Origin of the sequence: Aquabacterium sp., assembly GCF_035476535.1 — a bacterium.
GTDB lineage: Bacteria > Pseudomonadota > Gammaproteobacteria > Burkholderiales > Burkholderiaceae_C > Pseudaquabacterium.
This window is the reverse complement of record NZ_DATILJ010000026.1, coordinates 41,814-53,587: the sequence shown is the minus strand read 5'-3', so window position 1 is coordinate 53,587 and position 11,774 is coordinate 41,814. Positions and strand designations below refer to the sequence as shown.

The following is an 11,774-nucleotide window of genomic DNA, read 5'->3' as shown; positions in this document are numbered from 1 at the left end:
TCAGCTTGCATTCGACTTGTCGCGCTGGTCCTGGCCGCGAATGGCCTCGCGCATGTCGCGCCACTGCGCGTCGCTCAAGTCGGCCAGCTCGGTGAACGAAGCGCCGTTCTGGCGGTGGCCGGCGCCGTCGATGGCGATGGTCTCGCCGGTCAGCCATTCCACGCCGTCGGCCATCAGGAACACCGCCAGGTTCTGCAACTCGCCCATGCGACCGACGCGGTTCATCGGGTTCTTCACCGTCTGGTCGCTCCACTCGACGCCCGGGCTCAGACGCTTGTTCGCGCCTTCCGTCGGGAACACGCCGGGCGCGATGGCGTTGAGCCGGATGCCGTAGCGGCCCCATTCGATGGCCAGCGACTTGGTCATCACGTCGACCCCGGCCTTGCTCATCGCCGAAGGCACGACGAAGGGCGCGCCGGTGCGCACCCAGGTGACGACGATCGAGATCACCGAGCCCTTGTGGCCACTCGCTATCCAGCGCCGGCCGACATGGTGGGTGGCGTAGTAGGTGCCGTGCAGCACGATGCCGGCCACGGCATCGAAGCCGCGCGGCGACACGTCCTGCGTGCGGCTGACGAAGTTGCCGGCGGCGTTGTTGACCAGGCCGTCGAGCGGGCCGAAGTCGCTCCAGATGCGGCCGATCATCGCGTCCACCTCATCGGCGTGGCGGATGTCGACGGCGTGTGTTGCCACCACGCCGCCATATAGCGCCATCAGCTCGGCCGCACTGGTGTCGAGCACCGGTTTGCGGCGGCCGCAGATGTGGATCTCGGCGCCCAGCTCCAGGTAGCGAGCAGCAATCTCGCGGCCCAGCCCGGAGCCGCCGCCGGTGATCAGGATGCGTTTGCCTTTGAGCAGATCGGTTTGAAACATGACGCGTTCCTTGGCTGTTACTCGAGCGAAATGTTCTTGGCCTTGATCAGCGGCGCCCATTTCGCCGTTTCGGCCTGGATGAACTTGGCAAAAGCCGCGCTGTCGATGGGCGCTGGCACGACCAGCCCGACCGCTTCGAACTGGGCGCGGAACGACGGGTCGCGCACCGCCAGCGCCACGGCTGCGTTGAGACGGGTCACGATGGCCGCGGGCGTTTGCTTGGGCACCAGCAGGCCGAACCAGGTGCTGACATCGAAGCCCGGCACGCCGGATTCGGCCACCGTGGGCACCTCGGGCAGTGCCGGCAGCCGCTTGGCGCTGGTGACGGCGATGGCGCGCAGCTTGCCGCCTTTGATCAGCGGGATCGACGAGCCCACCGAATCGATCATGAAGTGCGTCTCGCCGCCCAGCACGCCGTTGAGCGCCGGGGCGCTGCCCTTGTACGGCACATGCAGCAGTTGCGTGCCGGTTTCCAGCTGCAGCAGTTCGCCGGCCAGGTGCAAGGTGCTGCCCAGGCCGGTGCTGGCGAAACTGGTGTCGCCGGGCTTGGCCTTGGCCGTGGCGATCAGGTCGGCCAGCGTGCGCGCGGTGCTGTCGCTGCGCACCACCAGCACCAGCGGCGTCTCGGCAATGCGCGCCGCCGGCGTGAAGTCGCGCACCGGCTCATAACCGAGCTTGGGATAGAGCAGCGGGTTCATGACCACGGTGGCGGCTGCCGCCATCATCACCGTGTAGCCATCCGCCGGCGACGTGGCCAAGGCCTGCGCCGCCAGCGCCGTGTTGGCACCGGGCTTGTTCTCGACGATCACCGGCTGGCCCAGCTCCTTGCGCAACAGTTCGGCCACCGAGCGCGACAACACGTCGGTGATGCCGCCCGGCGGATACGGCACCAACATCCGGATCGGCTTGTCGGGATATGCGGCGGCTGGCGCCGTGCCGGTGAACAAGATGCCGAGCACGCAGGCCGCGACGCGGGCATAGCGCAGGAGGATGGTCATGGCGGCACCTTTCTGGTTCGATAAATCTAGTCAGCGACTAGTTTATGGAGATGTGCCATTGAGGGCATAGGTGATTACGAGAGGCAGACGTAATCTTTTCATCGACTAGACTTGGCGACCTGGCGGTACGGGGCGCGGCGTTCCTTGGAAGATGGGCGCCGGCGAATGGGATGCCGTGATCCGCATGCACCTCTTCACGCGCTCCCGCGTCTTCCTGGGCGTGGGCCTGTCGGGCGTGATAGAGCCCGGACCGGCGGATGCGATCGACTTCCTCGGCTGCTGCGGCAGCGGGTCGAACCGGCGGCTGGCCCGGGCCGGCCCCCAGCAGTCCGATCCAGACGATGCCGATCAGGCGAGACGCCTATTTCCCCGCAGCCATGAGATGTCCTCCGGCATTCCGCGCCGGCGCGGCGCCTGATTCGTGCGCCTCGGTCGGGGGGCGACGCCGCGCCGCAAGGCCCTGTACTCGATGACGGCGTTGCGCTCAGCGCTGCGCCTCACCCGTCTGTGGCCTGCAGCTTGAAGGCCGACACGGCCTGCGTCAGGTGACGTGCCTGGTCTTGCAGCGAGAACGCCGCCGCGGCGCTTTGTTCGACCAGCGCGGCGTTCTGCTGCGTCATGCGGTCCAGCTGGGTCATGGCTTCGTTGATCTCGCCGATGCCGCTGCTCTGCACCGTGGCCGAGCTCATGATCTCGGTGTTGGTGCTCGTCATCTGGCGCACCGAACTGACGATCTGCGCCATGCTGTGCCCGGCGTCGCGCACCAGCCGGCTGCCGGCTTCGATCTGCTCGACCGAGCTGCCGATCAAGGCCTTGATGTCCTTGGCCGCAGCGGCCGAGCGCTGCGCCAGCGTGCGCACTTCGTTGGCGACGACGGCGAAGCCGCGGCCTTGTTCGCCGGCCCGCGCCGCTTCCACCGCGGCGTTGAGCGCCAGGATGTTGGTCTGGAACGCGATGCCGTCGATCACGCCGATGATGTCGGCAATCTTGCCGGACTGCGCGGCGATCCGGCCCATGCTGTCCACCACCTCGCTCATCACCTGGCCGCCCCGTTCGGCGGCGGTCTGGGCCTGGCCGGCGAGTTCACTCGCCGTCTGCGCCAAGGTGGCGGACTGCTGCACCAGGCCGGTCAGCGCCGTCATCGAACTGGTGGTGCGCTGCAGGTTGGCGGCCGCCGCTTCGGTGCGCTGAGACAAGTCGTCGTTGCCGGCGGCCACTTCGGTCGATGCGGTTTCGATGGCCTGCGCGGTGTCGCGCACCGAACTCACCAGGCTGTGCAGGCTTTGCTGCATCGTGCCCAGTGCGCTGATCAGCGCGCCGGTTTCATCGGCCGAATGAGTTTCGATGCGTTGAGACAGATCACCCTGCGCCACGCCCTCGGCCAGGGCCACTGCGCCGCGCAAGGGCACGGTCACGCTGCGGGCAATCAGCCAGGCCGCCAGCGCACCCAGCAGCAGGCCCGCGGCCGCGGCGGCGATCTGCACGCGGCGGGCCAGTTGGGCGGCCGCTTCGGCTTGCTGCTGGGCCTGCGTGGCGCTGGCGTCGGTGGCCGCCACCAGCCCGTCGACGGCTTTGCCCCAGCGGTCGAAGTAACCTTTCGAATGCAGCATCACGTTCGAGACCTGCGCCGCATCCTGCTCCAGCGGCTGCTCGTCGGCTCGTGCGGCGGCGGTGCTGCGGCGTGGCTCGATCCTGGCCTTCTCGGAGGCCATGCTGTCCTCGAGCTCGGCCAGCGGCTGCAGCATCGCGCCCATGCCGGGCACGTCGCTGCCGGTGTGCGTCAGCTCGAGCAGCGCGTCCTTGGCCTTGCGGTAGGCCGCCAGGTGGCCCAGCATCTCGGCGTGGTAGAAAAGCACGTCGTCCTTCTGGGTCGACAAGGCCGTCATCAGCAGGCTGGTGTAGGTGTCGACGATCTCGGCGCGCATCGTGCGCGCCGTGCCGATCACCACCGAGCTGGCGCGCAGGGCGCTGCGCATGTCGTCCTGCTGGCGCGCCATCTGGTAGACGCCGAAGGCCGTGGTGGCCGCAAACATCGCCAGCACCAGGCCGAAGCCTAGCGCCAGGCGGTGCGCCATCGTCATGCGAGCGAGCAGTTTGCGAGTTATTAATGACGGGTGAAGTAGCCTCTGCTTCAGTGCGAGTGCAAAGTTCATGCGGCCATCCATGCGAGGCGTTAGGGGCGTGACAGGTGTGACAGGCGATGGCGTTATTCGAGGCGCTCGATGGGCGGCGGGCGGTAGCGGCCATCCAGCAATTCGGCGCAAGGCCAGTACAGGCGCGCGACCACCTGGAACGGCCTCGCCGGCACCGGCAGCCAGTTGGCGTTGGCGCCGCCGGCGGGGGCATCGTGCTGCAGCTGCAGCGTGAAGCCGCCATCGAGTTCACGCTGCAGGCCGGGGTCGCGGTCGCGCACGGCATAGCGGCCGCTGCTGTGGGCCACCAGGCAGCGCGTGGCGGCGTCGTAGACTGTGAAAGACCAGAACGCACGCACGGGAGGCGGCTGCTCGAAGTGCAGCGTGTAGCGATGCGCGGCACCGTCCAGCGGCTGGCCCTGTGCGTCTTCATCGCTGACCATGTACAGCCCTTCTTCGGCGTCCACGCCCCAGATCGCATAGCGCGCTGCTGCGGCGCGGTTCAGCAGCGCGGCCTCGTCGGCGGCCATGCGTGCGCGGCTACCGCGCAAATGCAGCGGCATCTCCCAGCCGTTGATACGGTCGTCCAGCCGTGCGGCCTTGGCCTCGATGCGCCGGTGTGCCGCGGCCACCCCATCGGCAATGGCTTTGCTCAGCGCGGGTGCCAGCTGCTGTTCGTCGAAGGCCTGGCCCGCTGCAATGCCGATGCGCTGGAAGCCCTGCAGCAGCGGCTGCTCCTCGGCCGGTGGCCGGCACAGCGAGAGCATGAAGTTCAGCGGCGCGATGAAGTCGGTGCCCGCGGGCTCGAAGCGGGTGCGCGGGTCGTGCCCCGGCGTGATGAAGTGGATGGGCGGTGGTGCCGGCGGCGGCGCGTGGCCCAGGTGCTGCGACAGCGGCTGCAGCCCATAACGATCTTCCAGCGCCTGCACCGCTTCGGCGCTTTCGCCGCCTTCGAGCAAGATGCGGGTGACGATCTTGACCAGCTGGGTTTCGGCCCGCGCCAGCTGCATACCGGCCGGCAATGTGCCCTGCCAATCCGGCCCGGCGATCAGCACCTGCTGCGCCGCATTGCCGCTGGTGCGGGTGCCGAAGTAGGCGAAGTTGTGGGTGTACAGGTCCAGCAGCTGCACGTTGTGGAAGCGGCCGGGCGAAAACTCCGGCAGGCTCAGCACAAAGGGCTCGGCACGCAGGTCCAGCCAGCCGGCACCGTAGGGCGTGTCGTTGTTGATCCACGGGATCGTGTTCAGCCGTGCCGGGCCGCCCAGCTGGCGGAAGTGATGCAGCCGGTTCATGCCCTGGTGCATCGAGCTGCTGGGGTCGCTGACCTGCGTGTGCAGGTAGCCGTAGCCGACCAGCATCGGGTAGGCGTACAGAGCGGCCAGCTCGGCAACGGCCCGGGCGTCGGCGCTGGCGCTGGCGCTCAACATCACTTGCCGGCTTCTTCGGCCACGCCGAAGCGCTGGTGGTAGAAGGCCAGCGCGCGGCGGCGCTCGGCCAGGTCGAGGCCGAAGTCTTCCGCCGCGTAGTCGTGCGCGCCATGGCGGCCACGCGGGTGGGCCGCGATGTAGTCGCGCATCGCCTGTTCGGCCGCGGCGCTGAACGGGCGGCCGCGTGCGGCATAGACCTGGCGCAATGCTTCGATGGGTTCGCGCATCAGCGCGCCGAAGTGGATGTCGACAAAGCGCTCATCGCCGTTGGCGCGGTCGCGGTCGAAGGCACGCAGCAGCCGTTCGACCGCGCCGGACAGGCTGCTGCCCAGCACCAGCGGGTTCGGGTGGTCGAAGTAGGCCCGCACGCCATAGCAGGTGAGGCTGGCCAGCGAGACGGTGGTGACCGCGGCATCGCGGTGGGTCTGGATCACCGTGGCATCGGGAAACACCGTCAGCAGCGGGCGCAGCTGTTCCATGTGGCTGGGCGCCTTCAGGATCCAGCGGCTGCCGCCGCGCAGCCATTGCAAGGTCTGCAGCACGCGGCGGAACAGCCGGTAGCCTTCGGTGTGGTCCTGCCTCGCGTACCAGCGCACATACGAGGGCACGCAGAACGAGAACTCGAAACCCATCGAGCAGAAGCCCAGCGCCAGCAGGTTCAGTTCTTCGTCCGGCTCGTCGGCCTGCATCTCGTGCATGCGCAGCAGCTCGGGCGCCACGTGGTGCAGGCGCTGCAACGCCTGCTCGGCAAGGTTGATGCGGGGATCTGGCGCGTTAGGAGTGCCACCTGAAGCCATGGCCTGCGCGGCCGCCGCGGCCGAGATCGGCTCGCCCAGCGGCAGCGGGTGCATCAGCTCCCATAGCGGCGCACTGCGCAGGCCGGGGTCGCGCGACAGCAGCCGGTGCGTCAGCGTGGTGCCGCTGCGTGGCAGGCCGACGATGAACCAGGGCTCGGCCACTTCGAGCTCCAGGATCTCGGGGTGGCGCTGCCACAGTGCCTGCAGGCGGGCGCGCGTGCACAGCAGCTGCAGCAGCCGCTGGTGGGCGCTGTGGCGGCCGGCCGCGCTGAGCTGCATCTCGTGGGCCAGCGAGTGGCACAACATCAGTAGCGGTTCTTCGAGCGGGCCGGGGCCGAAGTCCTGCAGCCCCGTGCGTTCGCGCGCCAGCGCCATCAGCGCTTGCGGGTCCAAGGTCGGCTGCGTGGCAGCGGCGGGATCGGGGCGGGCAAGGGCGGCGGGCGTGGCCTCGGCCTGATCAGCATCGGCACGTGCAGCATCGGCACGCGCAGCGTCAGCCTGCGCCGGATCCGGGTAGGCATAGAGCGCGGCGCGAGCGCTGAGCTGTTCGCGCGGCGGCAAGGACGTGCCTCTCAGCATGCGGACTTCTCCAAAATGGGCGGGTTCAGGGCCGGCGTGGTGCCGGGCAGCTTGTCGTGCCGGCTGTCGGTGGTGCCGGCCGGCTGGCCGCGCAGCAGAAAGTGCGACAGCGCCGGGATCAGCACCAGGGCGCCGGCCATGTTCCACAGGAACATGAAGACCAGCAGGATGCCCATGTCGGCCTGGAACTTGATGGGCGACCAGGCCCAGGTGATAACGCCGGCGGCGAGCGTCAGACCGACCAGCGCCACCACCTTGCCGGTGAACTGCAGCGCACGCCGATAGGCCAGGCCCAGCGGCACGCCGGCGCGCTGCTGCGCGAGCTGCACGCTCAGCAGGTACAGCGCGTAGTCGACGCCGACACCGACGCCCAGCGCGATGACCGGCAGCGTGGCCACCTTGACGCCGATGCCCAGCAGCACCATCAGCGCCTCGCACATGACCGAGGTGATCAGCAGCGGCACCAGCGCCACCACCACCGCGCGCCAGCTGCGGAAGGTGATGAAGCACAGCAGCGCCACCGCGCCGTACAGCAGCACCAGCATGGTCCGGTTGGCCTGGCGCACGACGATGTTGGTGACCGCCTCGATGCCCGCCGAGCCCGCCGCCGGCAGGAACTGCAGGCCGGCGCTGTCGTGCTGCGCGGCGAAGCGTTCGGCAATGCCCAGCACGCGCTGCAGCGTCTCGGCCTTGTGGTCGGCCAGGTAGGCGATGACAGGCGTGATCGCGCAGCCCTGGTTGCTGAGTTCGGGGTTGTTCAGCAGCGCCGGCCGCACGCCCTGGTTCACCAGCGTCTGGTTGCGCGGCAGGGTCATCCACTTCGGCGCACCTTCGAAGCCGCCGGCGGTGTAGCGGCGCACCACCTCGGGCAACGAGATCACGTCCTGCACGGCAGGGTCCTGGCGCAGCGCCCAGCCCAGGCGGTCGCTCTCCAGCAGCACCGCGGCCTTGTCGCAGCCGCCGGGCGGTGTCTTGACGATTACCGCAAACAGATCGCTGGACAGCCCGTAATGGGCAGTGACGTAGCCGTTGTCGCGGTTGTAGCGTGAATCGGGCCGCAGTTCGGGCGCGCCGGCGTCGAGGTCGCCGACCTGCAGGTTCAGGCTGATCGCCAGCGCACCGGTGCCCAGCAGCGCGGCGACGATCACCGCCGCGCGTGCCGCTTGCGGTTCGGTGAAGCGGCCAAGCCCGTTCCACAACCGGCCGATGCCGCTGCCGCGGGTCTCCACCGTGTCCTCGCGCACGCTGCGCCGCGCCGCCGCGGGGCTGACGCCCAGGTAGGACAGCAGCACCGGCACCAGCAGCAGCTTGGTGAAGATCAGGATGCAGACGCCCAGGCTGGTGGTCAGCGCCAGTTCGCGGATCACCGGGATGTCGATGATCATCAGCACGCCGAAGCCGACCACGTTGGTCAGCAGCGCCGTCAGGCCGGCCAGGAACAGGCGGCGGAAGGTGTAGCGCGCGGCCACGTACTTGTGGGTGCCGCGGCCGATGTCCTGCATGATGCCGTTCATCTTCTGCGCGCCATGCGACAGTCCGATCGAGAAGATCAGGAAGGGCACCAGGATCGAATACGGGTCGAGCACGAAGCCGAAGATGTGCATCAGCCCCAGCAGCCACAGCACGCCCAGCAGCGAGCTGGCCACCAGCAGCAGCGTGCTGCGCCAGCAGCGGGTGTGCAGGCCAATGATCAGCGCGGCGATCGCCGCCGCAGCAGCAAAAAAGCCCATCACCTGCGACAGGCCCTGGATCAGGTCGCCGGCCAGCTTGGCGAAGCCGTTGATGCGGATGCGGATAGAGCGCGACTCGAAGCGTTCGCGCACCGAGTCCAGCGCACGCGCATAGGCGCCGTAGTCCAGCGGCCGGCCGTCTTCGAGCCGGTCCATCAGCGGCACGATGATCATGCTGGAGCGCTGGTCGTTGCCCACCAGGCTGCCGACGATGCCGGCCCGCCCGACGTTCAGCCGCAACTGGGCCAGCTGCTCGGGCGAGAGCTTCTGCGCCGAGGACACATCGGGCATCACCGGCCCGCCTTGCAGCCCTTCTTCGGTCACTTCGGTCCAGCGCACCACGGGCGTCCACAAGGACTTCATCCACGCGCGCTCGGTGCCCGGCAGCAGGAACAACGCATCGTTGATCTGCGCCAGCGTGGCCAGGTAGGCCGCGTCGTAGATCTCGCCCTCGGTGTGCTCGACCACCACGCGCACCGCATTGCTGATGCCGGCCAGGTCCTTGCGGTTGTCCAGGTAGTTGCGGATGTACGGATGCGACTGCGGGATCATCTTCTCGAAGCTGGCATTGACCTGCAGCTTCGTGGCTTCGGCACCCAGCCACAGCGACACCAGCGCGCAGGCCAGCATCACCCACAGCCGGTGGTTGAAGACCAGGCGCTCCAGCCAGTTGCCCGAGCGTGTATCGAAGTCGCGGCGGCTGGGCACCACCGGCATCGCGTCGGGCATCTCGGGCGGCGGCGTGTGCGGTGGTGTGTGCGGTGTCGGATGCAGCATCGGCTCGGTGTTCATTTCAAGGTTTCGATGCGCACGCCGCGGCTGCCGGCCAGTGCCAGTGCGTTCGGTCCCGCGGTACTGACGGCGAACAGCGGCAGCGGCTGCACGCCGTCAACCCGCGCGAAGCTGGCGGCGTGGTCGCGGCTCAGCAGCAGCTGGCCGCCCTGGCTGACCAGCGCGATGCGGCCATCGTCCAGCAGCGCGGCGCCGGTCAGGCCGGTCTGCACGCCGGTGGCCACCTGCTGCCAGCTGCGGCCGGCATCGCGCGAAGACCAGGCGTTGCCGCGCAGCCCATAGGCCAGCAGCAGATCGGGCGTGGCCAGCAGGCCGAACCAGGTGCCGGGGTAGGGCGTGGGCAGTGCGGTGAAGCGCTGCGTGCCAGGGTCCAGCCGCAGCAGCAGGCCGAGTTCGCCGGCGATGTAGAGCTGATCGCTGACCGTGCCGGCCGCGTCCGTCGTGCGCACCGAGCGAATGCCGTAGAGGTGCCGGCCCTTCGGGTTGTCCAGCCGGTCGCTGGCCGGCTGCCAATGCGCGCCGCCATCGCTGGTGCTGAAGACCAGATTGAAGGCGCCGACGGCATAACCGTTGCGCTCATCGGTGAACCAGACATCGAGGAAGGGCAGGTCCGGTCCTTCAGCCTGCATGCGCCGCGCCTCGGCCAGTGCAGCCTCGATTTCGGGGCTGCGCGCACGCGGGGCATAGGCTTGTTCCATCAGCGCGGCGACCTGCCGGCCATCGAGCTGGCGCTGCCAGCGGCGGCCACCATCGCTGCTGTGCAGGATCACGCCGTCATGGCCGACGGCCCAGCCTTGTGTTGCGCTGGGAAAGTGCACCGCCACCAGATCGGTGCTCACCGGCACCTCGGCCTGCTGCCAATGCACGCCGCTGTCATCGGAGGTCAGGATGTGGCCGCGCTGGCCGACCACCACCAGCCGCGTGCCGGCGCGGGCGATCGCGAACAGCGGGCTGCGCACTGCGATCGCGCTGGCCGCGGCCGGCAATTGCAGCGGGTCTGCCGGCGTGCGCTGCAGCGGTGCGGCGCCAGCCACGACCGCCGCGGCGATCACCGTCGCCGCGGTGGCCAGCCAGCGGGCGCGAACCATCAGCGTATGCCCGAGCCGGCCAGCGAATCCGGCGTCCAGAAGGTCGACGCGCGCGGTGCCGGGTGCTTGATGCCGTAGTACTCGCCGGTGTGCGAGATCAGCACGTAGATGCCGTTCACCAGGTCGTAATGCGAGGTCATGATCGACACCGGCGCCGGCACCTCATACGAGGGCGCGGTGTAGTTCATGATCACGCGCCACAGCTTGCCCGAGGCATCGTAGGTCTCGGCCATCGCGCCGCCCTGGTCCTCGTCGACATAGAACACGCGCTTGCTGTAGATGTGGCGCTTGCCCGGCTTCAACGTGGCTTCGACGACCCAGACACGGTGCAGCTCGAAGCGGTTCAGGTCGGGGTTGATGAAGCTGGGTTTCAGGATGTCGGGCAGCTTGCTGTCGTAGTACAGCTTGTAGCTGTTGTACGGCATGTAGACCTCTTTCTTGCCGACCAGCTTGAAGTCGAAGCGGTCCATCTTGCCGCTGTAGAAAGAGGATTCATCGAACACCTGCACGCCGCCCGATGAATCGGTGGGCGTGTCGTAGGCGAAGTCGGGCGAGACCCGCACGCGCCGCTGGCCGGGTGAGTAGGACCAGGCGCGCCGGCCGGTGGCCACCGGATTCAGGTAGTCGGCAAACATCGCCGCGTTGCCGGCGCTGCGCGACATCAGCTGGTCGCCGCGCTGCCACATCAGGATGTCGGAGCTGGTCTTGTCCGGGTAGTAGTACGGCGACTCGAGGTAGCCGTTGAAATCGGCCGACTGCACCGCGCGCCCGGTGGCATCGACGTAGTTGGTCTTGGCGCGGAACTCCACCGCCGGCCCGTTGAAGTGGGCCTGCACGTTCCACATCACCTCGATGCCGGCCTTCGGAATCGGAAACGGTATGCCGCCGTAGCAGGCCTTGTCCAGACCGACACCTTCTTCAATGGTCTTGCAGCGGGTCGCGTTCTTGACCGAGTTCTCCTGCACATAGGCCGGGAAGGCGGCCGAGCGGTGCGTCGGGTAGACGTCGATGCGGTAGGCCGGGTACTTCTTCATCATCGCCTTCGCGCCCTCGGTGAGCTTGTCGGCGTACTTGTCCATGTTCTTCGCGTCGATCGAGAACAGCGGCTTGTCGGCAGCGTAGGGGTCGGGGCGGATGCCGCTGCCCTTCACAAAAGCGGGCGGCGGCGTGGTCAGGCCGCCCGTGTAGGCCGGGATGCTGCCGTCCTTGTTGCCGGCCTTTTCGGCGCCCACCGGGGTCAGCGTGCTGCCCAGCAGCTTGGCCTCTTCGGCGTCCACGGCGGCCAGGGTCAGCGTGCAGCAGGCCGACAGGGCCGCTGCGGCCACGGCCGCGATGGCAGTGCTTCGGGTTGTGCTCAT

At 68.5% G+C, this 11,774-nt stretch carries 9 protein-coding genes; 1 reads left to right on the top strand and 8 read right to left on the bottom strand.

Going from position 1 to position 11,774, the window contains the following annotated elements:
- Together VLK61_RS03230 and VLK61_RS03225 are read right to left on the bottom strand one after the other, a co-directional pair.
- Complete coding sequence (locus tag VLK61_RS03230) at window positions 1–873, bottom strand: SDR family oxidoreductase (RefSeq protein WP_325418234.1); 873 nt, start codon at window positions 871–873, stop codon at window positions 1–3.
- A gap of 17 nt (window positions 874–890) precedes the next feature.
- Window positions 891–1,871 (bottom strand): Bug family tripartite tricarboxylate transporter substrate binding protein, encoded by a 981-nt coding sequence (locus VLK61_RS03225; RefSeq protein WP_325418232.1) that lies wholly within the window; start codon window positions 1,869–1,871, stop codon window positions 891–893.
- A gap of 151 nt (window positions 1,872–2,022) precedes the next feature.
- On the opposite strand from VLK61_RS03225, the gene VLK61_RS03220 reads away from it, so the two are divergent.
- The gene (locus VLK61_RS03220; protein WP_325418230.1) at window positions 2,023–2,289 is read left to right on the top strand and encodes a hypothetical protein; all 267 of its coding nucleotides are present in this window, start codon (window positions 2,023–2,025) and stop codon (window positions 2,287–2,289) included.
- A gap of 79 nt (window positions 2,290–2,368) precedes the next feature.
- Here the strand turns inward: VLK61_RS03220 and VLK61_RS03215 are convergent, their stop codons facing one another.
- The 6 genes from VLK61_RS03215 to VLK61_RS03190 all read right to left on the bottom strand — a co-directional run bounded on the left by VLK61_RS03215 (window position 2,369) and on the right by VLK61_RS03190 (window position 11,774).
- On the bottom strand, window positions 2,369–3,952 hold the full coding sequence (locus VLK61_RS03215; protein ID WP_325418228.1) for a methyl-accepting chemotaxis protein: 1,584 nt from the start codon (window positions 3,950–3,952) through the stop codon (window positions 2,369–2,371).
- A 125-nt stretch (window positions 3,953–4,077) separates the two neighbouring features.
- Window positions 4,078–5,430, bottom strand: coding sequence for a DUF1254 domain-containing protein (locus VLK61_RS03210; protein WP_325418226.1), 1,353 nt, complete (start codon window positions 5,428–5,430; stop codon window positions 4,078–4,080).
- Complete coding sequence (locus tag VLK61_RS03205; RefSeq protein WP_325418224.1) at window positions 5,430–6,806, bottom strand: sulfotransferase family protein; 1,377 nt, start codon at window positions 6,804–6,806, stop codon at window positions 5,430–5,432. The genes VLK61_RS03210 and VLK61_RS03205 overlap by 1 nt, the downstream gene beginning before the upstream one ends.
- On the bottom strand, window positions 6,800–9,253 hold the full coding sequence (locus VLK61_RS03200; RefSeq protein WP_325418267.1) for an efflux RND transporter permease subunit: 2,454 nt from the start codon (window positions 9,251–9,253) through the stop codon (window positions 6,800–6,802). The genes VLK61_RS03205 and VLK61_RS03200 overlap by 7 nt, the downstream gene beginning before the upstream one ends.
- 71 nt (window positions 9,254–9,324) lie before the next feature.
- Window positions 9,325–10,416: a WD40/YVTN/BNR-like repeat-containing protein gene (locus VLK61_RS03195; RefSeq protein ID WP_325418222.1), complete on the bottom strand. Its 1,092-nt coding sequence runs from the start codon at window positions 10,414–10,416 to the stop codon at window positions 9,325–9,327.
- Window positions 10,416–11,774, bottom strand: a complete 1,359-nt coding sequence (locus VLK61_RS03190) for a DUF1329 domain-containing protein (RefSeq protein WP_325418220.1) — start codon at window positions 11,772–11,774, stop codon at window positions 10,416–10,418. Before VLK61_RS03190 ends, VLK61_RS03195 begins: the two co-directional genes overlap by 1 nt.

What these genes read in the sequence shown, in the direction of transcription:
- VLK61_RS03205 (WP_325418224.1), bottom strand. Translation starts at nt 6,806, where the DNA reads ATGCTGAGAGGCACGTCCTTGCCGCCGCGCGAACAGCTCAGCGCTCGC.
- VLK61_RS03225 (WP_325418232.1), bottom strand. Translation starts at nt 1,871, where the DNA reads ATGACCATCCTCCTGCGCTATGCCCGCGTCGCGGCCTGCGTGCTCGGC.
- VLK61_RS03230 (WP_325418234.1), bottom strand. Translation starts at nt 873, where the DNA reads ATGTTTCAAACCGATCTGCTCAAAGGCAAACGCATCCTGATCACCGGC.
- VLK61_RS03200 (WP_325418267.1), bottom strand. Translation starts at nt 9,253, where the DNA reads ATGCCGGTGGTGCCCAGCCGCCGCGACTTCGATACACGCTCGGGCAAC.
- VLK61_RS03190 (WP_325418220.1), bottom strand. Translation starts at nt 11,774, where the DNA reads ATGAGCACAACCCGAAGCACTGCCATCGCGGCCGTGGCCGCAGCGGCC.
- VLK61_RS03215 (WP_325418228.1), bottom strand. Translation starts at nt 3,952, where the DNA reads ATGACGATGGCGCACCGCCTGGCGCTAGGCTTCGGCCTGGTGCTGGCG.
- VLK61_RS03220 (WP_325418230.1), top strand. Translation starts at nt 2,023, where the DNA reads ATGGGCGCCGGCGAATGGGATGCCGTGATCCGCATGCACCTCTTCACG.
- VLK61_RS03210 (WP_325418226.1), bottom strand. Translation starts at nt 5,430, where the DNA reads ATGTTGAGCGCCAGCGCCAGCGCCGACGCCCGGGCCGTTGCCGAGCTG.
- VLK61_RS03195 (WP_325418222.1), bottom strand. Translation starts at nt 10,416, where the DNA reads ATGGTTCGCGCCCGCTGGCTGGCCACCGCGGCGACGGTGATCGCCGCG.